This is a genomic window from Streptomyces sp. NPDC058464, from assembly GCF_042721035.1.
Lineage (GTDB): Bacteria > Actinomycetota > Actinomycetes > Streptomycetales > Streptomycetaceae > Streptomyces.
On record NZ_JBHXMA010000025.1, the window covers coordinates 164,942 to 191,750 of the forward strand.

27 protein-coding genes are annotated in these 26,809 nt (G+C 72.5%); 18 read left to right on the forward strand and 9 right to left on the reverse strand.

Features of this window, described 5'->3' with window-relative positions:
• Window positions 1-193: 193 nt before the first annotated feature.
• The 6 genes from zapE to ACFWPQ_RS30465 all read left to right on the forward strand — a co-directional run bounded on the left by zapE (window position 194) and on the right by ACFWPQ_RS30465 (window position 6,132).
• Entirely contained in the window at window positions 194-1,300 is a 1,107-nt protein-coding gene (gene zapE / locus ACFWPQ_RS30440) for a cell division protein ZapE (protein ID WP_384041624.1), read from the forward strand.
• Window positions 1,301-1,537: 237 nt separating this feature from the next.
• A complete protein-coding gene (locus tag ACFWPQ_RS30445) occupies window positions 1,538-1,933 on the forward strand; it encodes a hypothetical protein (RefSeq protein WP_384041627.1) in 396 nt (131 codons plus the stop codon).
• Window positions 1,934-2,035: 102 nt separating this feature from the next.
• A complete protein-coding gene (locus tag ACFWPQ_RS30450; RefSeq protein WP_361295000.1) occupies window positions 2,036-2,614 on the forward strand; it encodes a carbonic anhydrase in 579 nt (192 codons plus the stop codon).
• 8 nt (window positions 2,615-2,622) lie between these two features.
• Window positions 2,623-4,092: a SulP family inorganic anion transporter gene (locus ACFWPQ_RS30455; RefSeq protein WP_384041631.1), complete on the forward strand. Its 1,470-nt coding sequence runs from the start codon at window positions 2,623-2,625 to the stop codon at window positions 4,090-4,092.
• 284 nt (window positions 4,093-4,376) lie between these two features.
• Entirely contained in the window at window positions 4,377-5,213 is an 837-nt protein-coding gene (locus ACFWPQ_RS30460; RefSeq protein ID WP_384041633.1) for a slipin family protein, read from the forward strand.
• Between the two features lie 64 nt (window positions 5,214-5,277).
• Window positions 5,278-6,132 (forward strand): polysaccharide deacetylase family protein, encoded by an 855-nt coding sequence (locus ACFWPQ_RS30465; RefSeq protein WP_384041636.1) that lies wholly within the window; start codon window positions 5,278-5,280, stop codon window positions 6,130-6,132.
• A gap of 15 nt (window positions 6,133-6,147) precedes the next feature.
• On the opposite strand, the gene ACFWPQ_RS30470 is transcribed toward ACFWPQ_RS30465, so the two are convergent.
• Both ACFWPQ_RS30470 and ACFWPQ_RS30475 read right to left on the reverse strand, forming a co-directional pair.
• Complete coding sequence (locus ACFWPQ_RS30470; protein WP_384041704.1) at window positions 6,148-6,441, reverse strand: NAD(P)H-dependent oxidoreductase; 294 nt, start codon at window positions 6,439-6,441, stop codon at window positions 6,148-6,150.
• Window positions 6,426-7,220 (reverse strand): oxidoreductase, encoded by a 795-nt coding sequence (locus ACFWPQ_RS30475; protein WP_384041639.1) that lies wholly within the window; start codon window positions 7,218-7,220, stop codon window positions 6,426-6,428. The genes ACFWPQ_RS30470 and ACFWPQ_RS30475 overlap by 16 nt, the downstream gene beginning before the upstream one ends.
• 206 nt (window positions 7,221-7,426) lie before the next feature.
• Here ACFWPQ_RS30475 and ACFWPQ_RS30480 point away from each other — a divergent pair, with 206 nt between their 5' ends.
• Complete coding sequence (locus ACFWPQ_RS30480; protein WP_384041642.1) at window positions 7,427-7,609, forward strand: hypothetical protein; 183 nt, start codon at window positions 7,427-7,429, stop codon at window positions 7,607-7,609.
• Here the strand turns inward: ACFWPQ_RS30480 and ACFWPQ_RS30485 are convergent.
• Window positions 7,601-8,272 (reverse strand): ABC transporter, encoded by a 672-nt coding sequence (locus tag ACFWPQ_RS30485; protein ID WP_384041644.1) that lies wholly within the window; start codon window positions 8,270-8,272, stop codon window positions 7,601-7,603. The genes ACFWPQ_RS30480 and ACFWPQ_RS30485 overlap by 9 nt on opposite strands.
• On the reverse strand, window positions 8,269-9,141 hold the full coding sequence (locus ACFWPQ_RS30490) for an ATP-binding cassette domain-containing protein (protein WP_384041647.1): 873 nt from the start codon (window positions 9,139-9,141) through the stop codon (window positions 8,269-8,271). The genes ACFWPQ_RS30485 and ACFWPQ_RS30490 overlap by 4 nt, the downstream gene beginning before the upstream one ends.
• Before the next feature lie 132 nt (window positions 9,142-9,273).
• Here ACFWPQ_RS30490 and ACFWPQ_RS30495 point away from each other — a divergent pair, with 132 nt between their 5' ends.
• The gene (locus tag ACFWPQ_RS30495) at window positions 9,274-9,969 is read left to right on the forward strand and encodes an aminoacyl-tRNA hydrolase (RefSeq protein WP_384041649.1); all 696 of its coding nucleotides are present in this window, start codon (window positions 9,274-9,276) and stop codon (window positions 9,967-9,969) included.
• A 7-nt stretch (window positions 9,970-9,976) separates the two neighbouring features.
• Here the strand turns inward: ACFWPQ_RS30495 and ACFWPQ_RS30500 are convergent, their stop codons facing one another.
• Window positions 9,977-11,305 (reverse strand): FAD-dependent oxidoreductase, encoded by a 1,329-nt coding sequence (locus tag ACFWPQ_RS30500; RefSeq protein WP_384041652.1) that lies wholly within the window; start codon window positions 11,303-11,305, stop codon window positions 9,977-9,979.
• 199 nt (window positions 11,306-11,504) lie between these two features.
• Between ACFWPQ_RS30500 and ACFWPQ_RS30505 the strand changes: the two genes are divergently transcribed.
• From ACFWPQ_RS30505 to ACFWPQ_RS30525, 5 genes are all read left to right on the forward strand, one after another.
• The gene (locus tag ACFWPQ_RS30505; protein WP_384041654.1) at window positions 11,505-12,296 is read left to right on the forward strand and encodes a DUF4142 domain-containing protein; all 792 of its coding nucleotides are present in this window, start codon (window positions 11,505-11,507) and stop codon (window positions 12,294-12,296) included.
• A 129-nt stretch (window positions 12,297-12,425) separates the two neighbouring features.
• Window positions 12,426-13,703 (forward strand): DUF692 domain-containing protein, encoded by a 1,278-nt coding sequence (locus tag ACFWPQ_RS30510; RefSeq protein WP_384041706.1) that lies wholly within the window; start codon window positions 12,426-12,428, stop codon window positions 13,701-13,703.
• 274 nt (window positions 13,704-13,977) lie between these two features.
• On the forward strand, window positions 13,978-14,775 hold the full coding sequence (locus ACFWPQ_RS30515) for a DUF4142 domain-containing protein (protein WP_384041656.1): 798 nt from the start codon (window positions 13,978-13,980) through the stop codon (window positions 14,773-14,775).
• Window positions 14,776-14,871: 96 nt separating this feature from the next.
• Complete coding sequence (locus tag ACFWPQ_RS30520) at window positions 14,872-15,651, forward strand: TIGR04222 domain-containing membrane protein (protein WP_384041659.1); 780 nt, start codon at window positions 14,872-14,874, stop codon at window positions 15,649-15,651.
• A gap of 154 nt (window positions 15,652-15,805) precedes the next feature.
• A complete protein-coding gene (locus tag ACFWPQ_RS30525) occupies window positions 15,806-17,446 on the forward strand; it encodes an alpha/beta hydrolase (RefSeq protein ID WP_384041661.1) in 1,641 nt (546 codons plus the stop codon).
• A 7-nt stretch (window positions 17,447-17,453) separates the two neighbouring features.
• Here the strand turns inward: ACFWPQ_RS30525 and hemQ are convergent, their stop codons facing one another.
• Together hemQ and hemG are read right to left on the reverse strand one after the other, a co-directional pair.
• The gene (gene hemQ / locus ACFWPQ_RS30530) at window positions 17,454-18,200 is read right to left on the reverse strand and encodes a hydrogen peroxide-dependent heme synthase (protein ID WP_384041664.1); all 747 of its coding nucleotides are present in this window, start codon (window positions 18,198-18,200) and stop codon (window positions 17,454-17,456) included.
• A gap of 5 nt (window positions 18,201-18,205) precedes the next feature.
• Window positions 18,206-19,756 (reverse strand): protoporphyrinogen oxidase, encoded by a 1,551-nt coding sequence (hemG, locus tag ACFWPQ_RS30535; protein WP_384041666.1) that lies wholly within the window; start codon window positions 19,754-19,756, stop codon window positions 18,206-18,208.
• A 155-nt stretch (window positions 19,757-19,911) separates the two neighbouring features.
• On the opposite strand from hemG, the gene ACFWPQ_RS30540 reads away from it, so the two are divergent.
• Window positions 19,912-20,802 carry a DUF4349 domain-containing protein gene (locus tag ACFWPQ_RS30540; protein ID WP_384041669.1) on the forward strand — a complete coding sequence of 297 codons (891 nt, stop codon included), beginning with the start codon at window positions 19,912-19,914 and terminating at the stop codon, window positions 20,800-20,802.
• A gap of 37 nt (window positions 20,803-20,839) precedes the next feature.
• Window positions 20,840-22,225 (forward strand): FAD-dependent oxidoreductase, encoded by a 1,386-nt coding sequence (locus ACFWPQ_RS30545; protein ID WP_384041672.1) that lies wholly within the window; start codon window positions 20,840-20,842, stop codon window positions 22,223-22,225.
• Between the two features lie 102 nt (window positions 22,226-22,327).
• On the opposite strand, the gene ACFWPQ_RS30550 is transcribed toward ACFWPQ_RS30545, so the two are convergent.
• The gene (locus tag ACFWPQ_RS30550; RefSeq protein ID WP_384041675.1) at window positions 22,328-22,636 is read right to left on the reverse strand and encodes a hypothetical protein; all 309 of its coding nucleotides are present in this window, start codon (window positions 22,634-22,636) and stop codon (window positions 22,328-22,330) included.
• A gap of 121 nt (window positions 22,637-22,757) precedes the next feature.
• On the opposite strand from ACFWPQ_RS30550, the gene ACFWPQ_RS30555 reads away from it, so the two are divergent.
• Window positions 22,758-23,582 (forward strand): rhomboid family intramembrane serine protease, encoded by an 825-nt coding sequence (locus ACFWPQ_RS30555; RefSeq protein ID WP_384041678.1) that lies wholly within the window; start codon window positions 22,758-22,760, stop codon window positions 23,580-23,582.
• Between the two features lie 9 nt (window positions 23,583-23,591).
• Here ACFWPQ_RS30555 and hemE read toward each other — a convergent pair whose 3' ends face one another.
• Window positions 23,592-24,659 carry a uroporphyrinogen decarboxylase gene (hemE, locus tag ACFWPQ_RS30560; protein WP_384041681.1) on the reverse strand — a complete coding sequence of 356 codons (1,068 nt, stop codon included), beginning with the start codon at window positions 24,657-24,659 and terminating at the stop codon, window positions 23,592-23,594.
• Window positions 24,660-24,767: 108 nt separating this feature from the next.
• On the opposite strand from hemE, the gene ACFWPQ_RS30565 reads away from it, so the two are divergent.
• Both ACFWPQ_RS30565 and ACFWPQ_RS30570 read left to right on the forward strand, forming a co-directional pair.
• Complete coding sequence (locus tag ACFWPQ_RS30565) at window positions 24,768-25,445, forward strand: DUF3000 domain-containing protein (protein ID WP_384041684.1); 678 nt, start codon at window positions 24,768-24,770, stop codon at window positions 25,443-25,445.
• Between the two features lie 293 nt (window positions 25,446-25,738).
• Entirely contained in the window at window positions 25,739-26,398 is a 660-nt protein-coding gene (locus ACFWPQ_RS30570) for a response regulator transcription factor (protein ID WP_093498522.1), read from the forward strand.
• Window positions 26,399-26,809 lie beyond the last annotated feature (411 nt).

Sequence of the window (26,809 nt, forward strand, 5' to 3'; positions counted from 1 at the left end):
GGCCTCCGCGCCGGAGGCACCCGCGCCACCCGCGAGCCGCAGCTCCTCGGCCGAACCGCCGGAGGCACCCGCACCGCCCCCGGGCCCCGCCCCCTCGGTCGGACCGCCGGAGGCCCGGGCTGCTGTTTGTTCGGTCACAGGGAACAGGCGTCGCATGCCGTGCAGTGTGGCACGGCAACTAGCATGGGTAACCGTGTCGTCTTCTCCCGCCGCATCCGAGGTCAGCCCCATAGCCGACGCGGCCCCGCTGGCGCTGTGCGCCCGTTCCCCGCACGTCCCCGCGAACCGGCTGGTCGCCGAGATGGTGCCGCCGCCCCGCTTCGACTCGGTCCGCTTCGCCACCTACCTCCCGGACCCGAACCAGCCGAGCCAGACCGAGGCCGTACGGGTTCTGGAAGGGTTCGCCGGCGGTCTCGGCGGGGCGCACGCGGTGGCCGGCGGCAGGCGCGGCTTCCTCGGCTTCGGGAGGGCCAGAGCGGCCAAGGTGCCCGCCGGACCGCGCGGGGTCTATCTCGACGGCGGGTACGGCGTCGGCAAGACCCACCTGCTCGCCTCGCTCTGGCACGCCACCCCGGCCGAGCCCGCGCTGAAGGCGTTCGGCACCTTCGTGGAGCTGACCAACCTGGTCGGCGCCCTCGGCTTCCAGCAGACCGTGCAGACCCTCTCCGGCCACCGCCTGCTCTGCATCGACGAGTTCGAGCTGGACGACCCCGGCGACACCGTCCTGGTGTCGACGCTGCTGGGCCGGCTGGTGGACGCCGGTGTCGCGCTCGCCGCCACCTCCAACACCCTGCCCGGCAAGCTCGGCGAGGGCCGGTTCGCCGCCGCCGACTTCCTGCGTGAGATCCAGGGCCTGTCGGCCCATTTCCGCGCCCTGCGCATCGACGGCGAGGACTACCGCCACCGCGGCCTGCCCGAGGCGCCGGCGCCGTACTCCGACGAACAGGTGACGAAGGCGGCGTACGCCACCCCGGGCGCCTCGCTCGACGACTTCCCGCACCTCCTGGACCACCTGGCCAAGGTGCACCCCAGCCGGTACGGCGCGCTGACCGACGGCGTGTCGGCCGTCTGCCTGACGGACGTCCGGCCGGTGCCGGACCAGTCGACCGCGCTGCGGCTCGTGGTCCTCGCGGACCGGCTCTACGACCGCGAGGTCCCGGTCCTGGCCTCCGGGATGCCCTTCGACAAGTTGTTCAGCGAGGAGATGCTGAACGGCGGCTACCGGAAGAAGTACTTCCGCGCGATATCGCGGCTCACGGCCCTGGCCCGGGACGGCAAGGCCTTCGTGGCCCCCGAATAGACCCCGAGCGGAACCCGGGCAGACCCCGGGCAGACCCCGCCGACCGGCCCCTATGTGATCAAGCTCGTCAGGTCAAGAGCCTGATCAGGCCACGCCACCGGCATTTTTCACGCTCTCTTCGGCTCGCAACACCGAGTTAACCCTGCAAACAACTTTGCAGGGTTAACGTGTTTCTTGACCAACCATTGACCTGTGCTTGGTGCGCACGAGAGGCGTGAACTGCCGCGAGGGGGGCTCATGTTCCGAGGTACGACGGCCCGGACCGTGCTCGCGCACCTGGCCGCCGCCCTGCTCGCCGTCCAGTTCTTCGCGCCTACGGCAACCTTCGCAGTCGCGCACACCCTCAGTCATGTCGAGGCCAAAGCCCAGCCCGGGCCGCACCCCTCGGCGAAGGCCGTGCGCGACGCCTCGCCCGCCCTCCGGGACCACGGCCGCTGCGGCGAGCCCCCCAGCCCGCCGCCGACCGCCGACCGCCATCGCAGCGCCACCGCCGGCTGGGCGGACGACCGTCAGCCCGGCCCCCGGCACACCGAGGCCATACGCACCCCGGGGCCTTCCCCGGCCAGGCACCACCGCGCGTCAAGAGCGTCGAGAGCCCACTCACCGGCCACGCTGCAGGTCTTCCGCTGCTGACGGGACGGGCTCTGCCCCGGGCTCTCCATGCCCCTCATCCCCCCACAGACGTCGTGCAAGCCCGACGCGCCGCTGTAGCGCGCCAGGAGGAATCCACACACCATGCAGCCCCTCATCGACAACGCCCGTACGTTCGGACAGCGCCCTGAGGAGTTCGCCAGGCTCGCCGAAGGCCAGTCCCCGCAGGTGCTCTTCATCACCTGCTCCGATTCCCGGGTCGTCCCGGCCCTGATCACCGGCGCCCGCCCGGGCGAGCTCTTCGAGCTGCGCACCGCGGGCAACATCGTCCCGCCATACGCCTCGGTCCACCCCACCAGCGAGGCGGCCACCATCGAGTACGCCGTGGAGGTGCTCGGCGTCCGCGACATCGTCGTCTGCGGGCACTCGCACTGCGGCGCGGTCGGCGCGCTGGTGCGCGGCGACGACCTGACCGCCGTACCCGCCGTCCGGGACTGGCTGGCGAGTGCCGAGCCGCGCCCGACCGGGGCGGTCGAGGATCCGGCCGTGGCCGAGGGCGTGCAGAGCCATGTGCTCGCCCAGCTGCTGCGGCTGCGCTCGTACCCGTTCATCGACAGGAAGCTGGCGGAGGGCGAACTGACCCTGCGCGGCTGGTACTACGAGGTCCACACCGGTGCCGTGCGCGAACACCGCGCCGACACCGACGCGTTCGAGACCCTGTGAGCGTCGCGATGACCAAGTTCCCCCACATCAAGTTCCCTTACATACGGCAGGACTTCGCCGCCTCTCTCGTCGTCTTCCTGGTCGCGCTCCCGCTCTGCGTGGGTGTGGCCGTCGCCTCCGGTGTCCCGGCCGAACTCGGCCTGGTCACCGGCATCGTGGGCGGTCTCGTCACCGGGATGCTGCGCGGCAGCAGCCTTCAGGTGTCGGGGCCGGCCGCCGGCCTGACCGTGCTCGTCTTCGAGGCGGTGCGGGAGTTCGGGCTGCCGCTGCTCGGGGTGATCGTGCTGGCCACCGGCGTCCTGCAGATCACCATGGGCGTCCTGAGGCTGGGGCGCTGGTTCCGGGCCATCTCGGTCTCGGTCGTCGAGGGCATGCTGGCCGGAATCGGTCTGGTACTGATCGCCGGCCAGCTGTACCCGGCGCTCGCCGCCAAGGCCCCCGAGTCGGGCCCCGGCAAGATCGCCGGGCTGCCCGGGGCGTTCCTGGACGCCCTCGGGGACGGCGGGGCGCTGGCCTCGCTGGCCCTCGGCGCGGGCACCGTCGCGGTCCTCGTGCTGTGGAAGTACGCCCCGGCGAAGGTGCGGACGGTCCCCGGGCCGCTGGCCGCCGTCGGCCTCGCCACCCTGGCCGCGTTCTTCCTGAGCCTTCCGGTGGCCACCGTCGAGGTGCACGGGCTGCTGGGTTCCGTCCAGCCGCCCCCGCTGAGCGCCTTCGGCGAGCTGGCGAGCGTCGGGCTGATCGGCACGATCGTCGCGTTCACGCTGATCGCGTCCGCCGAGTCGCTGTTCAGCGCGGCGGCCGTGGACCGGCTGCACAGCGGCCCGCGCACCCGGTACAACCAGGAGCTGATCGCCCAGGGCGCGGGCAACGCGCTCTGCGGAGTGCTCGGCGCGCTGCCGATGACCGCGGTGATCGTGCGCAGCGCGGCCAACGTCCAGGCGGGCGCCCGCACCAAGGCGTCGCGGGTGCTGCACGGCGTCTGGCTGCTGCTGTTCGCGGCCCTGCTGCCGGGGGTGCTGAGCTACATACCGATCCCGGCGCTCGCCGGAATCCTGGTCTACTCGGGCGCCAAGCTGATCCCGGTGCGCGCGCTGGCCGTGCTGTGGCGCGAGCACCGGGGCGAGGCGCTCATCCTCGTCGTCACGGCGGTGTCCATCGTCGCGGTGAGCATGTTCGAGGGGGTGCTGATCGGGCTCGCCCTGTCGATCGTCAAGACGGCCTGGGAGGCCTCGCACCTGAAGCTGGAGGTCGTCGACAAGGGCTCGGGGCCTGTCGACGCCTACCTGTCGGGCAACGCGACCTTCCTGCGGCTGCCGAAGATCCTCGACAGTCTGGAGGCGCTGCCCCAGGACCGCCCGGTCCGGGTGGACCTGTCCGGGCTGCACCACCTCGACCACGCCTGCCGGACCGCGCTGGAGAGCTGGGCCGAGCGGCACAGCGACGCGAACACCGAGCCGGTGAAGGTCACAGCGGCCTGAGCCACGACCCCAGGGTCATGGTGAAGGTCACAGCGGCCTGAGCCACGACCCCAGGGTCATGACCTCAAGGTCACGGCTCCAAGGCCACGGCTCCAAGGTCATGCCCCCTCGGTCACGACCCCTCGGTCACGGCCGTCTGAACCGGCGGCCGCCCCGGGCCGGGGTGCCGACGCCCCTCGGCATCCCGGCCCGGACCTGCTTCCCGGCGGCCGTGGCCCCGACCCTCCCATCGGGCATATCGTTACAGCAACGGAAATATCGGACCTCTTTACCTGGGGGTCGAGATGGTTCAGGAGCTGCTGGTCGCGGTGGTGGCGGCGCTGTGCTTCGGCGCGCTGTACCTGGCCGCCGGCGCGCGGATCGTCAAGCAGTACGAGCACGGCGTGCTGTTCCGGCTCGGCCGGGTCACGGGTGACGTACGGACGCCCGGCTTCAATCTGGTGATCCCGTTCGTGGACCGGCTGTACAAGGTCAACCTGCAGATCGTCACGCTGCCGGTCCCCGCCCAGGAGGGCATCACCCGCGACAACGTGACCGTGCGCGTGGACGCGGTCGTCTACTTCCGGGTGGTCGACGCGGTGAGCGCGCTGGTCAAGGTCGAGGACTACAAGTTCGCCGTCTCGCAGATGGCCCAGACCTCGCTGCGCTCCATCATCGGCAAGAGCGACCTGGACGACCTGCTCTCCAACCGCGAGCAGCTCAACCAGGGCCTGGAGCTGATGATCGACAGCCCGGCCGTGGGCTGGGGCGTGCAGGTGGACCGGGTCGAGATCAAGGACGTGTCCCTGCCGGACACGATGAAGCGCTCGATGGCCCGCCAGGCCGAGGCCGACCGGGAGCGCCGGGCCCGGATCATCAACGCCGACGCCGAGCTCCAGGCCTCCCGGAAGCTGGCCGAGGCGGCCCAGCAGATGGCGGACACCCCGTCGGCCCTGCAACTGCGGCTGCTGCAGACGATCGTGGCGGTGGCCGCCGAGAAGAACTCCACCCTGGTCCTGCCGTTCCCGGTGGAGCTGCTGCGGTTCCTGGAGCGGGCCGGAAGGCAGCAGCCGGGGCCGAACGGCAACGCCCCGGCCGGGATCGCCGACAGCACCCTGCGGACCGGGCCGCCGCCCGGGTGACCCGGCGCCGCACGATCCGCCGCGCCACCCGAGAAAAACAGACATTCCGCCCTACGTTCATACGGTGATCCGACCAGCACGCCGTCTTACCGGTACGACCGCCGTCTGCGTCGCCCTGGGCGCCGCGCTCGCCGCCTGCGGCGCCAACGAGGCACCCCATGCCGGCCCCCCGGCCCCCGCCAGGGCCTCCTCGTCCACCACCCCGCCGCCCACGCTCGCCCCCGGCCCCGGCGGGGCGGCGCCCGTCTTCATGAACGGCCCGCGCACCCTGGGCAAGACCGTCGCCCTCACCTTCGACGCCGACATGACCGCCGACCAGGGGCCGCGCGCGGCCGCCGGCGAGCACTTCGACAACCCGGCGCTGATCGCGACCCTGCGCAGGCTGAAGGTGCCGGCCACGATCTTCATGACCGGCCGCTGGGCCGACGAGTACCCGGCCCAGGCCCGCTCCCTCGGCCGCGACCCGCAGTTCGAGGTCGCCAACCACTCCTACAGCCACTACGCCTTCACCGGTGACTGCTACGGCCTGCCGACCGTCTCCGCCGCGCACATGAAGTCGGACGTGGAGCGTGCCTACGCCGCGCTGCTCCGCGCCGGGGTTCCGCACCCGATGCCGTACTTCCGGTTCCCCGGCGGCTGTTACGACCGGCAGGCGCTGCGCGCGGTCGGCGCCCTCGGGGTCACCGCGGTGCAGTGGGACGTGGTGAGCGGGGACGCGTTCGCGACGGACGCCGACGCGGTCGCCAAACAGGTGCTGGACGGGGTGAAGCCGGGTTCCGTGGTCGTCATGCACTGCACCCGCAGCGCCGCCCCGACCACCGACCAGGTGGTGCGGACCGTCGTGCCGGAGCTGCGCGAGCGGGGCTTCCGGTTCGTGAAGGTGTCCGAGCTGATCGGGCAGACGCCCGGTCACCGGTGACCGGGCGGGCCGATGTCACCCCGGTGCGTGCGCGGGTGCCCGTCGGAGGACGTCGAGAGTTTCCCGGACGGTTCGGTGCACGCGCGGGTCCCCCGTGATGTCGCGCTGGTCGATGGTGCGCAGCCCGAGCATCGGGAGGGGGACGGTGAGGGGCGTGGCGCCGGTGGCACGCAGGATGGTGTTGAGCCGGTGTTCCGCCCCTTGTGAGTGGTAGCCGACGACCAGGCCCGCGACGGGCTTGGCCGCCAGTGCGCAGTGGTCACGGGGGCGGGAGAGCCAGTCGATGGCGTTCTTCAGCGCCGCCGAGATGCCGGCGTTGTAGACGGGCGTGAGGACGAAGAGGCTGTCGACGCTGCCGGCCTGGGCGCGCGGGCGATCTGCCGGGCGGAGACACCCAGGTCCGAGGCGACGTCCACGAGGACCTGGAGCGGGAGGGGACGGAACCCGCCCAGCGGCCAGAAGGGCACGAAGGCGATGCCCTGCCGGGCGCACCAGTCCACCAGGTCGTCGTCCAGCCGGTGGGCGATGTTGTAGTGGTTCTGGACGGCGACCACGGGGGCGATCTCCCGGGCGGCCCTGACCTGGTCCAGGCTGACGTTGCTGACGCCCAGGTTGCGGATCAGCCCCTGGTCGCGCAGTTCGGCCAGTACGGTGAACGGCTCGACGATGTCCGCCGGTTCAAGGGTGTCGGTCATCCGCAGGTTGACCAGGTCGATCGCGTCCAGGCCGAGGTGCTCCAGGTTGTCGTGCACGGCCTGGACCAGTTCGGGACGCGAGAGCGCGGCGGGCCAGCCGCGGTCGGGGGTCCGGCGGGCACCGACCTTGGTGGCGATGCGGAGTCCGTCGCGGTAGGGGTGGAGGGCTTCACGGATCAGTCCGTTGACGAGGTGCGGGCCGTAGTAGTCGCTGGTGTCCAGATGGGTGGTCCCGGCGTCGGCCACGTCGCGCAGTACGGCGAGAGCCTCGTCGCGGTCGCGCGGCGGGCCGTAGGCCATCGGACCGGCGAGCTGGAGTGCGCCGAAGCCGACGCGGGTGAGGGTGAGGGTGTCCGACAGGCGCAGGGTGCCGCCGGGGAGTTTCGCGTTCACGGGCAGGGGCTCCTGGAAGAGCAGTGATGTGCCATGGGTGTTCGGGCTTGGGGCGAGCCTCCCGGAGGAAGCTCCGCCCGCCGTCCACACTGCCGACCCGACGGAAACGACACCAACCGGGCCGGGCCATGTCCGAGCCGAACCTCCATCGATCCTCGATCCGGCTGCCTGTACTTCCACCGCCGGAGACTGTCTACGCTGGAGGGATGAGCGACGAGGGCTACTGCACGACCGACGGGGCGGCGCAGCCGGCGACGGCGGAGGGGCCGCCGTTCGCGGAGTGCGTGCTGTGCCGGGAGCCGACGGAGTACCCGGAGTCGTACAAGGGCATCACGATGTGTCCGCGCTGCGAGTGGCAGGAGGCGCAGCGGGCCGCCTGTTCAGGGTGAGCGGCGGCCGTTGAGGGCGCAGGCCAGGGCGAAGGCCGCGGTGGTGAGCAGGGCCGCGGCGGCCACCGGGAGCGGGGAGACCGGGATCCGGCCGGACTCCGAGCCGGTGACCAGGCCGCTGACGGCGGCGTGTGCCGGTGAGCCCGCGACCACCGTCGAGAGCAGTGCGGCCAGCAGCATGGTGGGCACCGCCCGGCCCGGCGAGCGCAGCAGCGGCCGGTTGGTGAGCGCGCCGACGGCGCTGCCGAGCAGCGCGCAGGCGAGGGTCGCGAGGAGGCCGGCGGTCCCGGCCCGCAGGGGTGGTACGGGGAGCCGGTGGTCGTTGGTGGCGTGCCGGCTGATCACCGTCACGACGAGCGTGGCCGCGGTGCCGAGCAGGGCGGCGGCGAAGAAGGCGGTGAGCAGCGCGGCCAGATGGGTCCTGGCCGGGCCGCGCGCCGCGGTGACGCAGGCGCGGGCGGCGGGCGGTTCGCCGGTGACGCAGATCCGTACCAGCCAGGCGGCCACCGGCAGCAGCGCGGCGGCCGTGTAGCCGAGCGAGTCCAGCACCGGCTGACCGCTCTGCACGCCCACGCCCAGGAACACGGCGTACAGGATCACCGGGGGCAGCCAGCGCTGGGAGCGCAGGAGGAGATCGGTCTGGTAGCGGAGGAGTGCGGTCATGGGCGGTCTTTCTCGTCCGGTGGGACGTCCGGGGCGCTGACGGAGACCACGTGCCAGGGCGGGCGGGCCGTGAGGAGGGCACGCAGCACCACGTCCGAGTGGGACGCGGGAACCGTAAGACGGTAGGTGCCGGGGGCCGGTTCCTCGGCCGAGGCCGCCGGGCGCGTCGCGTCGGCGGGCAGCCGGCCGCCGGCCGGGCCCCGGACGGTGACGAGGGTGAGCGGGCCGACGGGTGCGGCCGTCTGCTCGGTACGGGGTCCGAGGGTGCCGTCGACGACTTGGTGGACCGCGTCGGGCACGCCCGCGAGGCGCCGGGGATCGTGGTCGACGAACACGACGGCGCCCCCGGCGGCGGTGCGCTCGGCGACGGCCCGCTCCAGTTCGGCACGGGCCTCGGCGTCGAGACCGGTCCAGGCCTCGTCGAGGACGAGGAGTTCGGGGTCGGCGAGCAGTGCCTGGGCGACCGCGACCTTCTGGCTGGTGCCCTTGGAGAGCTGGGCCATGGGTGTGGCTGCGTGGGCCGCGGCGCCGAACCGCTCCAGCCAGTTCGCGGCGCGGGCGGCGGCCGACCGGCGGGAGAGGCCGTGGACGGTGCCGAGATGGGTGAGGTAGCCGGAGGGGGTGAAGGGGAGGGCGGCGGGGAAGCGCTCGGGTACGTACGCGGTACGGGGGCGGCCGGTGATGCGGCCCTCGGTGGGGGTGTCCAAGCCGGCGACGAGGCGGAGCAGGGTGGACTTGCCGGTGCCGTTCGCTCCCTCCACGCGGGTGAGGGAGCCGGGGGTGATGGTGAGGTCGACGCCTCGTAACACCCAGGGGCCGCGTATGCCGTAGCGGCGGCCTACGCGGGCCAGTTCAAGATCACGGTGCATGGGGACATTGTCGTGCGGGATCGGGGTGGTGAGTTTCGGTTGTGTGCGGTCTGCGGGTGCGTGGGGGCCGTTCGCGCCCACGCGGCGGAGCCGCAAATTGGGCACAGCCCCGCGCCCCTATAGGTTGGTGCGGTGAGCGCTCCTTTCCAGGTCTCGGCGAACAGTCGCGACGAAGCACCCCAGTTTGTGCTGCCCCTTGTCGTGCGGATAGAGAAGTCCGCTCCTCCTGCGCGCACCGACGCACTCGAAACCGCCGCTCGGGCCGTGCTGGCCATGCTCAGTGACCCGCGAGCCCTTGGCGACGGGGAGTGGGCGCAGGCCCTTCGGGACTGGGAGGACGCGCGGATCCGGAAGGTCGTGCGGCGGGCCCGCGGCGCCGAGTGGCGGCGGGCCGGGGAGCTGCCCGGGATCACCCTCACGGGGAAGTCCGCCGAGGTACGGGTGTTTCCGCCCGTACCCCTGGACGGGTGGCCCAAGGAGCTGGCCAAGTTGCAGGTGTCGGGGACGGAGTTGGACGATCCGGAGCCGCCCGTGGGCGCGGACCGGTCCGCGCCCGTGCTGTGGCTGAACCCGGAGCTGGAGATGTCGGCCGGCAAGGCGATGGCGCAGGCCGGGCACGGGGCGCAACTGGCCTGGTGGGCGCTGTCGCAGGAGGAGCGGGACGCCTGGCGGGACGCCGGGTTCCCGCTCGCCGTACGGACCGCCGATCCGGCCGAGTGGCGTGACCTGACCGGCAGCGGGCTGCCGTTGGTGCGGGACGCCGGGTTCACCGAGATCGCGCCGGGCAGCTGCACGGTGGTCGCGGACCACCCCGCGCTCCGCGGTTAGCGCGCGGTCAGTCGGTGTCGGCGCCCCGGTAGGCGTACATGTCGGCGAGGAACCTGCGGCGCAGGGCGGGGACCTTGCCGGTCGCGCTGAAGAAGCTGCGGGTGGCGAAGAGGGCGAGGCGGCCGGTGACGGGCCGGTAGAGCGGGTCGTCGCCGCTGGTGCCGTTGTTGTCGAGGGACTCGGCGACGCGGGTGAAGCCGTAGGGGATCATCTCCGCCTCGTAGTCGCCGATCGCGGTGAGCAGCGGCTTGTCGCCGCGGGCGGCGGCGGTCAGTTCCCGGCAGAGCAGCGAGGCGTCGCGCAGCGCGGTGTTGGCGCCGACGCCCTGGCCCGGGGTCATGGTGTGGATGGCGTCGCCGAGCAGGGTGACGGTGGTCGTGGGCCACGGGTCGACGGGGACCGAGGTGGCGATCCTCAGCGGGAACGCGGCCGCCGGGTCGGACAGTTCGAAGATCCTGCGCAGGTCCGGGTGCCAGTTGCGGGTCACCCGCAGGACCGTGTCGACGAGCTGCTTGCCGCGCTGCCGGGCGGTGTCCTCGGGGAAGTGGGCGTGGGAACTCCACACGGACAGGTTGATGTAGTCGTGGGTGTTGTCGAACCGCAGGCCCGACCAGCTGTCCAACAGCGCCTTGTCGGCGGGGTTCTTGGGCCGGCCCTCGGCGTCCCACTTGAACTCCATGACATGGAGCATGCCGACGAGGCCCTTGGTGCCGAAGATCAGCGAGAGTCCGTTGAGCACCTCGTCGGACAGCAGTGCGCGGGTCTCGGGCGTGAGTGGGGTCCTGGTGGCGACGGCCGTGATCCCGGTGTCCCTGATCTCCGCGTGCGGCAGGTACTGCCGGCGTACGGCGGAGCGGGTGCCGTCGGCGGCGACCAGGACGTCACCGGTCGCGGTGGTGCCGTCGGCGAAGTGGGCGGTGACCCTGCCGTCCGGGTGCTGCTCGTAGCGGGTGAACTCCTTGCCGTGGTGCACGACGTCGTCCATGCCGGTGAACAGCACCTGGCGCAGGGTCGAGCGGGACACGGAGCGTTCGCTGTCCACCGCGTCGGCCGCCTCGGGCAGCTCGATGGTGGCGGTGGTGCGGTTCGACTGGGTGAGCACGTTGAAGTACCGGGGGTCCCGGGCGCAGGTGTCGACGAACGTGGTGAAGAGCCCGGGCGGCAGGCACTCGTGCAGGGCCCGGCTGCCGGTGGGGTCGATGCCGACCCGGTAGCCGTACAGGCCGTCGCTCCGGGAGCCGTAGCGCTCGTACACCGCGACGGAGACGCCGGCCTTCTTCAGACCGTGTGCCAGGCACATCCCGCCGGTACCGCCGCCTATGACCAAGACGTGCATGACGATCACTTTCCTCGATGTTCATGTATCTCGATTTTCGAGATACATAAGCTTGAACATAGAGATACTCGATTGTCAAACCACCTATCCTGACCTGGTCTTTTTTACCTCCCCTTGGAAACTTTGCCGTTTGTTTGAACACCGCTGTCGCCCCACCCGTACGTCCTGGCACTGAACCAGCGACACGGGGAGGCATCCCTTGCGGCGTTTCAACGGAACGGCCCTGATCATGGCGGCCCTGGCCACCACGCTCTGCGCGCTCGCCTATCCCGTGTGGTCGTACGCCGACCGCTCCGGCACCGGGCAGGCGAACGTGGCGGCGGGCACCGTGGCGACCCAGTGGGGCCCGCTGACCGCCGCCGACCGGGATCTCATCGTGCGGGTCCGGCTGGCCGGGCTCTGGGAGCTGCCGGCCGGGCAGCAGGCGATCCAGCGGGCGCCGAGCGCGGCGATCAAGGAGGCCGGCGACCACCTGATCGTCGGCCACACCGACCTCGACAGAAGGGTCCGGATCGTCGCGGCACAGCTGGGCGTCGAGCTGCCCAACGTGCCGAACGAGCAGCAGCAGGGCTGGCTGAACGAGATGTCGGCGGCGACCGGGGCGGAGTACGAGTACAAGTTCGTGAACCTGCTGCGGGCCGCGCACGGCAAGATCTTCCCCGCGGTCGGGGCGGTACGTAACTCCACGCGCAACAGCCTGGTGCGGCAGCTCGCCTCCGACACCAACCAGACCGTGCTCGACCACATCACGATCCTGGAGAAGACCGGCAAGGTCGACTTCGAGGCCATCGCCAACGAGGTCGCGGGCGCGACCACGGCCAGCCCGACCGGTCCGGCGGCGCCGGCGCCGGGGGTGGTGGCGCCCTCCGCGCCGGCCGCACAGGCCAGCGGCAACGTGCGGACCACGTCCAAGCCCTCCCCCGGCGAGCCGGGCACGGTGAACACGGCCCGTCCGGACCCGACGGACTCGCTCGGCCTGCTCGGCCAGTAGCCGGAGAGCTCCCCGGAGCGCGCCCCCGAACCTCAAATGTTGCTCTGAAGCGGCAGGCAACGCGGTTCGCGGGCGTGCTCCGGGGCCATACCCCCCTCACTCGAAGCAGCAGGGGGGACGGCCATGACTCTGGAGCGGCTGGGAACGGGCATCGGCTGGCGGCCGGAGATCGCGGACGCCGTGGAGCGCATGCCGGGCATCGACTGGGTCGAGGTCGTGGCCGAGAACACCTGCCCGGGCCACCTCCCCGAATCGTTGCGGCGGCTGCGCGAGCGCGGGGTGACGGTCGTACCGCACGGCGTCTCACTGGGTCTCGGCGACGCGGACCGCCCGGACGAGGACCGGCTCGCCGCCCTCGCCGAGCGGGTGGCGGCACTGGGCTCGCCGCTGGTCACCGAGCACATCGCGTTCGTCCGCGCGGGCGGTCCGCGCACGGCGTCGGCCGCCCGCGAGGCGGGCCATCTGCTCCCCGTCCCCCGCACCCGGGACGCCCTCGACGTGCTCTGCGAGAACGTCCGCATCGCCCAGGCCGAGCTGCCCGTGCCGCTCGCCGTCGAGAACATCGCCGCGCTCATCTCTTGGCCGGGCGAGGAGATGACCGAGGGGCAGTTCCTGTACGACCTCGTGGACCGCACCGGGGTACGGCTGCTGATCGACGTGGCGAACCTGCACACCAACCACGTCAACCGGGGCGAGGACCCGGCCAGGGCGCTCGCCGAACTCCCCGTCGAGGCCATCGCCTACGTCCATGTCGCGGGCGGCTTCGAGCGGGACGGCGTCTGGCACGACAGCCACGCCCATCCGGTGCCCCCGGCGGTCCTGGACGTCCTGACCCGGCTCGCGTCCCGGGTGGCGCCGCCGGGCGTGCTGCTGGAGCGGGACGAGAACTTCCCCGAACCGGCCGAGCTGGAGCGGGAGCTGGCGGCGATCCGGGCGGCCGTGGCGGCGGGCGGTGCGGTGGCCGGCGGGCAGCGGGAGCCCTCGGCCACGGCGACCGCGCCCGAGGTCCCCGACGCCACCCGGCAGCGGGTCGGGCTCGCGCAGGCGGCGGTGCTGTCGTCGCTGGTCGCGGGGACACCGGTGCCGGAGGGGTTCGACCGGGTGCGGATGGGGGTGCAGGCGCGGGCGCTGGCCGCGAAGCGGGCGGACGTGGTGGCGAAGGTGGCGCCGGAGCTGCCGGAGATCCTGGGGGCGGGGTACCGGACGGCGTTCCTGGCGTACGCGCAGGAGCGGCCGATGACGGGGGGCTACCGGCGGGACGCGCTGGAGTTCGCGGGGGTGCTGCTGCGGGAGGGGCGGGTGGGGGACGCGGGGTCCCGCAGGCGGCTGGAGGAGTGGTGGCTGGAGCGTGCGGGGGCGACGCCCCGGCGGTCGCTTGCGCGGAGGGCGTTGCTGCGGCGGGGGTAGTGGCCGGGGGGTGGGGACGCTTACCGGCGCTTGCCGGGTGCCTCCCCCAGCCTTCGGCCGGGGGGACCCCCAGCGCCCACCCGTGCCGCCCTGCGGCACGCCTGCCCGCAGCTATGTAGCTATGTAGGACACAGCTGGACAGCGCCCCGTAAGGGGCGCGGGGAACTGCGCGGCCAGCCCCCACCGGCCTGCACCCGAGGTCCGGCCGAAGCTCCCCGTCGGTAATATGCCAACCCCGCGCGGCGAAGCCCCACCGTGCGGTGCAGGAGGCATCATGCGCGCGCGACCCCGACCCCCCGTCCAGGGACGAGGCATGTTCAGCGGGACCACGCTGATCATCGTCTGTCTCGCGGCGACCCTCGCCGCCCTGGTGTTTCCGATCTGGTCGTACGCCGACCGCTCGGACCCGACCGGCTCGGTGAACGTGCTCAGCGCCCAGACCGTGTCGACGGCGTACGGCCCGCTGTCCGCGCAGGACCGCGACTTCATCGTGAAGGTCCGGCTCGCCGGGCTCTGGGAGCTGCCGGCCGGGGAGATGGCGGAGGAGAAGGGCACCACGGCGGCCGTACGGACGGCGGGGCAGCACCTGGTCGACGGGCACACCTCCCTCGACGCCCACGTCCGCACCGTCGCCACCCAGCTCGGCGTGCCGATCCCGAACGGGCCAAACGCCCAGCAGCAGCAGTGGCTCGCCACGCTGAGCGCCGCGCAGGGGCAGGACTTCGACCGGGAGTTCGCGAACATCGTGCGGCTGGCCCACGGCCGGGTCTTCTCCGTGGTCGCCCAGGTCCGCGCCGCCACCCAGAACACGCTGGTCCGCGACCTCGCCGACGACGCCAACACCACCGTCCTGGACCACATCAAGGTCCTGGAGGCGACGGGCTACGTCGACTTCGCCACGCTGGCGCAGCAGTTGGCCATCACCCCCTCCGCCGTGGCCTCGCCGCCGGTCGTCGCCCCCGCCGACGCGACCCCGGTCACGGCGGCACCGGCACCGGCCGCGTCGCCGTCCTCGACGTACACGCTGCCGCCCGCCACCGCCAGCCCGGAGCAGCCGTCCCAAAACCCCTGACCTGCGCGGGAAGCGGAACGTCACAGACCGACAACACTCGGTCCGGAATGTGAACAGGGCATGGCGGTGGCCAGGCCGCTGGCATAGAAACGTGTCATGTTCTGGGTCCTTCTCCTGCTCCTGGCCTGGGCCGTCGCCGGCACCGCCTGCACCCGGTTGTGCCTGGCCGCCGTACGGACGGCGGTCGTCGACGCGGACGCGGGCCGAGGACACGATCTGACGCTGTACGAGGCCGCGTTCCTGTCCGGCGGGCCCGCGCGGGTCGCCGATCTGACGCTGGTGTCCATGGCCCGGCAACGGCGGCTGCTGCTCGCCCACACCGGCTGGGCGACCGTCGTGGACCCGCGGGGGCGGGACGAGATGGAGCGGTCGGTGATAGGGGCCATCGGGCCCGAGGGGCAGTCGCGGATAGCGCCGGTGCGCTCGGCGGCGGCCGACACGGATGCCGTGCGCAGTCTCGGCGAGGGGCTGGTGCGGGCGGGGCTCGCGGTGCCCGACGCGGCGGCGCGGACCACGGTCGCGTCCGGCGTCCGGCAGGTCCGGGGCGCCGCACTGGCGGTCCTCGGGCTGGGCGTCGCCGCGCTCACGCTGCCCGCCCCGACCGAGATGCCGCGCGACCTGGTCGCCGTCTGGTTCGCGCTGCCCCTCACCCTGACGCTGAGCTGCCTGGCCATCGCCCGGGTCGAGGTGCACCCGTACTCGCGCTGGGCCTCCCCCGCCGGCCAGCGGCTGCTCGGCGTGCTGCACCGGCGGACGAACCGCACGGTCGACGACCACTCGCTGCTGACCTCCGTCGCGGTGCGCGGCATCCGCGCGATCGGCGAGCCGGAGCTGCGTGCGGCCTTCGCACACCGGGACCAGCTTCCGCGGGAGTGAGCGGGGGCGCATAGGGGGCAATGCGCCGACACCGGCCCGATGGTGCTTGCCTTCACCGACAACCGGTCGAAATATCCCTTTTATTGCTGCCGTGCAGTCGCTGCGGTGCCGTTGCCGCCACGCCACCGCAGCCGTGCACCGAAGGGATACGCCATTGAGAGCCCCCGCCCTGTATTCGGCCGCCGGGTCCCTGATCCTGACCACTCTGGCCGCCGCCCCGGCCGGGAGCGCCCCCCGCGTCCCGGACACGTCGACGGCCGAACTGCGCGGTACCGCCGTGGCCGCCGCGCGGGCGCGCGCCGAGGGCATCGACTTCGGAAAGTGCGCCGCCGACCTGGAGGCGCCGGACACCTTCCGGTGCGGCACGGTGAGCGTCCCGCTGGACTACGCGCACCCGAACGGCAAGCAGATCAGACTGACCGTCAGCCGGGTCGTGGCCACCCACAAGGACCCGCACAACAGCAAGCGCAAGGTGCCCCGGCAGGGCGTCCTGGTCTACAACCCGGGCGGCCCCGGCGCCTCCGGCATGCTCTTCCCGATGATCGGCGTGCTGCCCGAGTGGAAGCGCATCGCCGCCGCCTACGACCTGGTCGGCTACGCCCCGCGCGGCGTGGACCGCTCCGCCCCGCTCTCCTGCGTCGACCCCGAGCACTTCTTCAAGGCGCCGTCGCAGTCGCCGACGCATCCCTCCGAGTCGTACAAGAAGGCGCGGATCAAGGAGGCGAAGGCATACGCGAAGGGCTGCCTCAAGCGCTCCGGGAGCAAGCTCCGCCACTACACCTCGCTCAACAACGCCCGGGACCTGGACGTGCTGCGCGCGGCACTCGGCGAGGACCGGCTGACCTTCATGGGCGCCTCGTACGGCACCTACTTCGGCGCGCTGTACGCGACCCTCTTCCCCTCGCACGTACGGCGGATGGTGCTGGACTCGGCGGTGAACCCGGACCCGGAGCGGATCTGGTACCGGGACAATCTGGAGCAGTCGGCCGCGTTCGAGGGCCGCTGGGCGGACTTCCGGGCGTGGATCGCCAAGCACGACGACGTGTACGGGCTCGGCGACACGGCCGCGAAGGTGCAGGCGAGTTACGACAAGGCAGTCAGGCGGCTGACCAAGAAGGCGGCCGGCGGGAAGGTCGGGCCGGGGCAGTTGCAGGGCGCGTTCCTGTCGGCCGGGTACTACGACGACTTCTGGCCGAGCCGGGCGGAGGCGCTGTCGAAGTTCCTGAAGGGGAACGCCAAGCCGCTGGTGCGGCTGGCGGCGCCGGTGGCGGAGACGGCCGCCGAGGCGGAGAACGGCAACGCGGTCTACACGGCCGTCGAGTGCAACGACGCGTCCTGGCCGACGAAGTGGCAGACCTGGGACCGGGACAACACCCGGCTGGCCCGCGTGGCGCCCTTCGAGACCTGGGACAACGCCTTCATGAACCTGCCGTGCGCCTACTGGCCGGTGGCCCGGCAGAAGCCCCTCGACGTGCGCACGGGCCCCGGTGAGCTGCCGCCGACGCTGATCCTGCAGGCCGAGCGGGACGCGGCCACGCCGTACGCGGGCGCGCTGGAGATGAACCGGCGGCTGGCCGACTCGGTACTGGTGACCGAGCGGGACGCGGGCACGCACGGCATCGGCGGCGGCCCCAACAAGTGCGTGAACGGCTACCTGGAGGCCTACCTGCTGGAGGGCAGGCTCCCGGACCGGCGTGCCTCCTGTGCGGGCCACGCCGAGCCGAAGCCGGCGGCCGACCTTGCCCGGCGGAAGGCCCTGCGGGACTCCCTGAAGGGCAAGGCCGGCCGGCACTGACGACCGGTCAGGCGAGGCCCGCGACCAGCTCCGCGATGTCCTTGCGACGACCCGTGTAGAACGGGACCTCCTCGCGGACGTGCATCCGGGCCTCGGAGGCGCGCAGGTGGCGCATGAGGTCGACGATGCGGTACAGCTCGTCGGCCTCGAAGGCCAGCAGCCACTCGTAGTCGCCGAGCGAGAACGAGGCGACCGTGTTGGCGCGCACGTCCGGGTAGCCGCGGGCCATCTTGCCGTGGTCCGCGAGCATCCGGCGGCGGTCCTCGTCGGGCAGCAGGTACCAGTCGTACGACCGCACGAACGGGTACACACTGACGTAGTTGCGCGGGGTCTCGTCGGCGAGGAAGGCCGGGATGTGCGAGCGGTTGAACTCGGCGGGGCGGTGCAGCGCCATGTTCGACCAGACCGGCGTGAGGGCGCGGCCCAGCTTCGTGCGGCGGAAGAGGTTGTACGCCTCCTGCAGCTGGTCGCTGGTCTCCGCGTGCCACCAGATCATCAGGTCGGCGTCGGCGCGCAGTCCGGAGACGTCGTAGGTGCCGCGGACGGTCACGTCCTTGGCGGCGAGCTGGTCGAACAGCTCCTGGACCTCGTCGGCGTAGCCCGCGCGGTCCTCGGGCAGCACGTCCTTCAGCTTGAAGACCGACCACAGGGTGTAGCGGATGACCTCGTTGAGGTCCTTGGCCAGCTTGCCCTTGTTCGGGATCCTGCCGGACTCGGTGGTGCCGGACTCGGTGGTGGGGGCGTCGTCACTCATGGTCCCTATTCTCCCGCTCCTCCGTGCAGGCTCTGCACCGGGTTGGCCGTCAGCTCCTCGACGCCGCCGAGGTCCCCCGCCAGCTGGTCCACCGCCGCGTACGCGCTCGCGATGCAGGCGGGGATGCCGACGCCGTCGTACTGCGCCCCGCAGACCGCGAGTCCCGGGAGCTTGGCGACCTGTTCGCGGACGCGGGCCACGCGTGCGTGGTGGCCGACCGGGTACTGGGGCAGGCCGTCGGTCCAGCGGGTGACACGGGTGGCGACGGGCGTCGCGTCCAGGCCGGTGGCCGCGTGCAGGTCGTGCCGGGAGACGTCGACGAGGCCGGCGTCCTCGCGGCCGAGGACCTCGGTCTCGCCGTACCGGCCGACCGAGGTGCGCAGGACGACGACGTCCGGGTCCGCGTCGGCGATCCAGCCCCACTTCTGGGAGGCGAACGTGGACGCCTTGATGGTGCGGCCGTCGACGGGCGGGACGAGGAAGCCGCTGCCCTCGGGGAGGGCGAGGTCGGCGCGCCGGTAGGCGAGGGTGACCAGGGCCATCGAGGCGTACTCGACGGCGGACAGCTCCGCCGCGGCGGCGGGCGCCTCGGCGCGCAGCAGGCCGGCGGCGACGGGCGCCGGAACGGCGACGACCACCGCGTCGGCGTGCAGCACCCGGCCCCCGGCGACGACGCGCCAGGCGGTGCGCGAGCCGTCCGCGTCCACCGCCCCGGAGCCGACGGCGGCCCGGGAGCCGTCACGGTCGGCCGCGCCCGCCCCGTCCGCCGCGCCCGCCCGGTCGGCCCGTACTCGGCGCAGCTCCGTCACGGGGGCGCCGGTGACGATCTCGCCGCCGCGGGCCCGGACCGACTCGGCCACCGCGAGCGGCAGGGTGCCGACGCCGCCCGCGATGCCCATGAAGACCGGCCCGGTCTGCCGGCCCGCGACCGCCTTGGCCTGGATCTCGCGGACGGCCTCCGTCAGTGAGTCGTGCGTCTTCGCGGCCTGGTAGAGCTGCGGGACCGCCGAGCGCATCGAGATCCGGTACGCGTCGCCCGCGTAGACCCCGCCGAGCAGGGGCTCGACCAGCCGGTCGACGACCTCCCGGCCCAGCCGCGCGGCCACGTACTCCCCCACGGCCACATCGTCGCCGACCTCCGTGCGAGGCAGGTCGGCGTCGCGCCCGATACGGGCGAGGCCCTCGTCGGACAGCACCCCGGACAGCGCGGCGGCGGTGCCGGGGACGCCCATGACATGGCCCTTGGGCATCGGCCGCAGGGCGCCCCGGGTCCAGATCGAGGCGGTGGCCGTGGCCGGCGGCTGCAGCCGCTCGCCGAGGCCCGCCTCGCGCGCGAGGGCGACCGCCTCGGGCCGGCGGGCCAGCATCGACTCGGCGCCCAGGTCGACCCGCACGCCCGCGATCTCGCCGGGCAGCAGCTTGCCGCCGACTCTCTCCGAGGCCTCCAGCACGGTCACGCGCGCGCCGCGCTCCAGCAGCCGGTGCGCCGCGGCCAGCCCCGCGATCCCGGCCCCGATGACGACGACGTGGCCCGTGCCCGTACCCGTTGCGCTCATGAACCCCACTCTCTCAGACCTCACTGACACTCCCGCCCGGGCCCGGTGACCGACACGCGTCCGGACCGTGACCGCATCGGGACCCACGCCGCCAAACGTCCCGCCCGGCCCCTGCGTCGAAGGAGCGTCATTCGTCACCACCTTCGGGGGGAACCATGCGCCATCCCGTACGACCCGCTCTCGCCGGCCTCCTGCTCGCCGCCGCTCTCGTCCTCACCGGATGCGGGGCGAACGACGATTCCGGCGGCAGCTCCGCGAGCGACGCCAAGGCCGATGTGAACAGCGCGGCCCAGGAGGCGGCGGGCTCGGCAGGCGCCAAGGACAGCGGCAGCGGGGCCGGCCGGACGACGCCCGACCTCACGGTGAACCGGATCATCCGCACCGCCTCCCTGACCGTGCAGGTCAAGGACGTGCCCAAGGCCCTCGACGAGGCGCGCACCGCGGCGGAGGACGCCGGCGGCTACGTCGGCAACGAGACCACCAGCCGGGATGCGGAGGGCAACGAACGCACCCGCGTGGTCCTCCGGGTCCCCACCGACAAGTACGACGAGGTGCTCACCGGCCTCCAGGGCGCGGGCAAGCTGATCGACCGCACCGCGAAGGCGCAGGACGTCACCGACCAGGTGGTCGACGTGGACAGCCGGGTCACGTCGCAGCGGGCCAGCGTGGCCCGGATCCGCGAGCTGATGGACCGGGCGTCCAAGCTCAGTGACGTGGTCACCCTGGAAGGGGAGTTGAGCAGCCGGGAGGCCGACCTGGAGTCGCTGCTGGCCCAGCAGGCGTCCCTGAAGGACCGCACGAGCATGGCCACGATCACGCTGTCCCTCACCCGGACGCCGGTGACTAAGGCCGCGAAGGACGACAGCCCGGGGTTCGTGGACGCCGTGTCCGGCGGCTGGCACGTCTTCGTCACCATGCTGCGCTGGATCGCCCTGGCCCTGGGCGCGGCCCTGCCGTTCGCGGCGCTGGCGGCCGTGGCGGCGCTGTTGTGGTGGAAGCTCGTGCGCAGGCGCCGTACCCCCGCCCAGCCCGGCAGCGAGACCTGAGCGAGACCGAAATGCCCGCGCCCCGTAGCGTGTTCGCATGAGCATGAACGGTGGGCGGGAACGACTGGTCGTGATCGGCGGTGACGCCGCGGGGATGTCCGCGGCGTCCCAGGCACGCCGGCTGCGGGGACCGGACGAACTGGAGATCGTGGCCTTCGAGCGCGGCCACTTCACCTCCTACTCGGCGTGCGGGATCCCGTACTGGGTCGGCGGGGACGTCGGGGAGCGGGACGAGCTGATCGCCCGCTCCCCCGAGGAGCACCGGGCCCGCGCGATCGATCTCCGGATGCGCACCGAGGTCACGGAGATCGACGTGGCCGGGAAGCGGGTACGCGCGCGTGACGTCGATTCCGGCGCCGAGTCCTGGACGTCGTACGACAAACTCGTCATCGGGACCGGCGCCCGCCCGATCCGCCCCGACATGCCGGGCGCGGACGCGCCGGGGGTGCACGGCGTGCAGACCCTGGACGACGGCCAGGCCCTCCTCGACACGCTGGCACGCACGCGTGGCCGCCGGGCCGTGGTGGTCGGCGCCGGCTACATCGGCGTCGAGATGGCCGAGGCGATGATCAACCGGGGCTACGAGGTGACGGTCGTCAACCGCGGCAGCGAGCCGATGTCGACGCTCGACCCGGACATGGGCCGCATGGTGCACAAGGCGATGGAGGGCCTGGGCATCACCATGGTCGACGACGCCGCGGTCACCAAGGTGCTCACCGGCCAGGACGGCAGGGTGCGCGCGGTGGCCACGGAGGACGCCGAGTACCCGGCGGACGTGGTGATCCTGGGCATCGGCGTCCGCCCGGAGACCGGCCTGGCCCAGGCGGCGGGCCTGCCCGTCGGCGGGCACGGCGGCCTGCTCACCGACCTCGCGATGCGGGTGCGCGGGCACGAGGACATCTGGGCGGGCGGCGACTGCGTGGAGGTCCTGAACCTGGTCTCGGGCCAGGAGCAGTACATCCCGCTGGGCACCCACGCCAACAAGCACGGCCAGGTCATCGGCACCAACGTGGGCGGCGGTTACGCCACGTTCCCGGGTGTCGTCGGCACGGCGGTGAGCAAGGTCTGCGACCTGGAGATCGCGCGCACGGGCCTGCGCGAGAAGGACGCCCTCCGGGTGGGCCTGCAGTTCGAGACGGTCACCATCGAGTCCACGAGCCGCGCCGGCTACTACCCCGGCGCGAGCCCCATGACGGTCAAGATGCTCGCGGAACGCCGCACGGGCCGCCTGCTCGGCGTCCAGATCGTCGGCCGGGAGGGCGCGGGCAAGCGGGTCGACATCGCGGCGGTCGCCCTGACGGCGAACATGACGGTGGAACAGATGACGGCATTGGACCTGGGCTACGCCCCGCCGTTCTCACCGGTGTGGGACCCCGTACTGGTCGCGGCAAGGAAGGCAGCGGCAAAGGTGCGAGCTTTCTGAGGAGCGCCGGGCTCACCGACCAAGGGGCGCGGGACGTAGTCGATGTGCGGCTCCGCCGCGGGGCGCGACCAGCCACAGCCCACCCGCACCCCGCAACGGCGATCAAGCCGTCCCGCTGATCCGCGGCAACGAAGTGACCCCCGCGCCACCCGGCGCGGCCGCAGCCGCCGCAGCGGGCTGCTCCGTTCCCGGCCGGGCATGCGCAGCGACCGGCCGCGTCGACCGCAACCGATTGCTCACCGCCTCGTCCAGCGTCACCGGCCGCTGCATCTGCGCGGCGAGCCGCCCCGCCTCCTGGCCGAGCCGTGCCACGTCCTCCCAGGGAAGCTTCACGACAAGGGAGAGCTCCGCCTCACCGTCGGGGAGCGCCTGCATGGGAGGGAATGCCTGAGGAGTAACCCGCTCGTTCATCGCCTGTTCCTCACGTCGCCTGAACCTCACGTCGGTCGCAGGGACATACGCACGCGCGCGTGCCGACGTTCACGCGGACGCCCCGCGCATCGAGCGCCCCCGCTCTGGGCACTAGTCAGCTGTGGTCATCCCTGTTCATGACGTGAACCCGGTGCGTCGCACGCCGTACGTGACGTACGCGCTGATCGCCGCGAACGTGCTCGTCTTCCTCTTCACGCCCGGCATAGCCGGCTCCGTGGCCGGCGGCAGCGATCTGGCGCAGCTGTGCCATCTGCAGGCCTTCATGGACCACTACGCGGCGGTCCCCAAGGAGCTGATCCACCATCAGCTGCCGCAGGTGGTCCCGACCGGCCAGGTGGGCATCGGCCGGAACGGCCCCGGCTGTGTGGTCGGCCCGCCCGGCTACGACAAGTCACCGGCGCTGTCGGTGTTCACCGCGATGTTCCTGCACGGCAGCTGGCTGCACCTGCTGGGCAACATGCTCTTCCTGCTGATCTTCGGCAACAACGTCGAGGACCGGATGGGCCACATCCGTTTCTTCCTCTTCTACGTCTTCTGCGGCTACGCGGCCGGCTACGGCTTCGCGCTCCTCAACGCCTCGTCGGGCGACCCGCTGATCGGGGCGTCCGGCGCGATCGCCGGCGTCCTGGGCGCCTATCTCGTCCTCTACCCGACGGCCAGGGTCTGGGTGCTGGTCCCGTTCCTGGTCTTCCTGCCGCTGCGGCTGCCGGCCTGGCTGGTGCTGGGCTTCTGGTTCGTGCTGCAGGCCGTGTACTCGTCCGGGGAGGGCGTCTCCGACGCCGGGACCGTCGCGTACGCGGCGCACATCGTCGGCTTCCTCGTGGGCATGGTGCTCGCCTGGCCGCTCAAGCCGGGCACACCCCCACCGCCGGAACCGCGCGGCCTGCTGTTCGGCAGGCGGGCCCGGCCCCGGCACGGCTGGTAGCGGGGCGGGTCAGCGCACGCTCTGGGTGTGGACGTACTCGACGAGGCGGGTCAGGGCGTCCGGGTCGGTGGACGGCATCACGCCATGGCCCAGGTTGAAGACGTGGCCTTCGAGGCCGGCGGCCGCGTCGAGCACCTCGCGCGCCTTGGTCTCCACCACGTCCTTGCCGGCGAACAGGACGGTCGGGTCGAGGTTGCCCTGGAGCGCCTTGCCGGGGCCGACACGGCGGGCGGCCTCGTCGAGCGGGACCCGGTAGTCGACGCCGACGACGTCCGCACCGGCCTCGCCCATGAGCTTCAGCAGTTCGCCGGTGCCGACCCCGAAGTGGATGCGCGGGACGCCGTATCCGGCGACGGCGTCGAAGACCTTCACGGACGCGGGCAGCACCGAGCGCCGGTAGTCGGCGGGGGCCAGCGCCCCGGCCCAGGAGTCGAAGAGCTGGACGGCGGAGGCACCGGCCTCGATCTGCACCTTGAGGAACGCGCCCGTGATGTCGGCGAGGCGGTCGAGCAGGTCGGCCCAGAGCTCCGGGTCGCCGTACATGATCGCCTTGGCGTTCTCGTACGTGCGCGAGGGGCCGCCCTCGACGAGGTAGCTCGCGAGGGTGAACGGGGCGCCGGCGAAGCCGATCAGCGGGGTCGGGCCGAGCTCGGCGGTGAGCAGGCCGATCGCCTCGGTGACGTACCAGACGTCCTCGGGGGTGAGGTCGCGGAGCTGGGCGAGGTCGGCGCGGGTGCGGATCGGGTTGGCGACGACCGGGCCGACGCCGGGCTTGATGTCGAGGTCGACGCCGATGGCCTTGAGCGGGACGACGATGTCGCTGAAGTAGATCGCCGCGTCCACGTGGTGCCGGCGGACGGGCTGGAGGGTGATCTCGGCGACCAGCTCGGGCCGCGTGCACGACTCCAGCATCGGAATGCCCTCGCGCACCTTGTGGTACTCCGGCAGCGAACGGCCGGCCTGGCGCATGAACCACACGGGGGTGTGCGGCACGGGTTCACGCCTACACGCCTTCAGGAAGGCACTGTCGTACGTCGCTGTCGGCTGCTGGCCCGCAGGGCTTCCGTTCGCACTCACGACGGCAAGTCTCGCACGCCCCGGAAGCCGGCCCGGCCGCGCCCTTACATGGTCCTTAGGTGGTGTCTCTCCCTGCGCGAAGGCGTCGTTCCCCTTACTCTTCCCCGCATGGCTGCGGCTCAGGGACGACTGTCGGACGGCGCTGGCGGGATGGGCGAGGGGAAGGACACCGAGGAGGACGAAGGACATACCGGGAGTACCGCGCCGCCGGCCTTCCGGGCCGCGGTCGACGCGCTGCGCGGTGCCCGGCTGCGGCCACAGGTCGAGGTGGAGCCGACGCCCGCCCCGCAGCGTCTCGCCCCGTTCGCGTACGCCGTGGAGGCGGCGGTCGTCGACGGCGACCAGGATCTCGCCGACGGACGTCTCGTGCTGCTGCACGACCCGGCCGGGCACGATGCCTGGCGCGGCACGTTCCGGCTGGTCACGCTGGTGCGGGCGGAGCTGGAGCCGGAGATGGCGGCCGATCCGCTGCTGCCGGAGGTCTGCTGGGCATGGCTGACCGGCGCCCTCCAGGCGCGCGGCCTGTCGTACGGCGAGCCGAGCGGGACCGTGACGCGTGCCAGTTCGCACTACTTCGGCGGGCTGTCCGCGCGTCCCGCCGCCTCGCAGATCGAGATCCGGGCCTCCTGGACGCCCCGGGAGGGCCGCACCGGCGTCCCTGACACCGCCGCCCACCTGGCCTCCTGGTGCGACCTGTTGGCGCAGGTGGCGGGCCTGCCGCCGGCCGCCCCCGGGGACGCCTCGGTGGTCACGCTGCCGCAGCGCCGCGATCCGCAGGCGCGCTGAACCCTCGTCGTCGTTCGGGGACCCGTCCACCCGGGTCCCGTCGACTCACCCTTCATTGACCATCTCTTTGTCGATACGGCCACTTTCTGTCCCGTACGGCAACGGCCCGAACCGATTCGATCTTCGGATGATCGATCGCGTGTCCGAATTGCACGTATTGTTACTCACCAGATCGTGATCATTCTCTAAAGGCGGACGGGTTTGGTGCCGAAGACGACTGTGACCTTGAAAGCACGGTTCGTCCCGGCTTCTTCCCCACAAGCCGGCCCCCGTCCCCCACCCCAGGAGGCCTGGTGTCCGTTCTCCTCGAGCAGCCCGCAAGCCTGGTCGCCTACCGCCCGAACAAGCCCACCGCCATGGTGGTCGTGGCCGATCCGCGCGTCCGCTCCACCGTCACCCGCCACCTGTGGGCGCTCGGCGTGCGCGATGTCATCGAGGCCTCGTCCATCGCGGAGGCTCGTCCCCGCATCGGCAACCCCCGCGACATCTGCGTCGCCGACGTCCACCTCCCCGACGGCTCCGGCCTGACCCTCCTGTCCGAGACCCGCGCGGCGGGCTGGCCCAACGGCCTGGCCCTGTCCGCCGCCGACGACATCGGCGCCGTGCGCAACGCACTGGCCGGCGGTGTCAAGGGCTACGTCGTCACCGGCACCCGCACCAACATCGGGCTCCCCACCCGACCCGGTGCCGCCCCCATGGGCTCCGCCGCCCGCATGCACCGCCGCCCCCCGGGTGCCCCGAGCCACCCGGGCGGCTACCGCGAGCTCTCCGGCCGTGAGGTCGAGGTGCTCCGGCTGGTCGCGGAGGGCCAGTCGAACAAGGCGATCGGCGTCTCGATGGGACTGTCCGCCCTCACCGTCAAGAGCCACCTCGCCCGCATCGCCCGCAAGCTCGGCACGGGCGACCGTGCCGGAATGGTCGCCGTCGCCCTGCGCACCGGCATCATCCACTGACCGGCCGACCACTCGTCACCGGCCACCGGCCACCGATGGCCGATCCTGCGCCGACGATCGCCTATGGCCGATCACCGACCGTCGGCCGCGCCGGGCGCGCCGGGCGTCGGCCACTGATCACCGTCCTCCCCGACCGTCCTCCCCGACCGTCCCACTCACCGATCGTCGGTCACCGACCGGTCGTACGTTCACCGGCATGACCGGACCGGCCGCTGGTCCGGCGTCATGCCGTAACCCGCTGTCCCCCGTTCGTGGAGCTGATCTTTCACCGGCCTGACTGGTTTACGACCCTCCGGCGCCCGTCGACGGGACCGTCCGGCGGCGGGCGCCCGCCACCCACCCATACCCATGACAAGTGAACCACCCCCCACACACCCCCCCAGACACTGAACAGAGCACCACCCGGGGCGC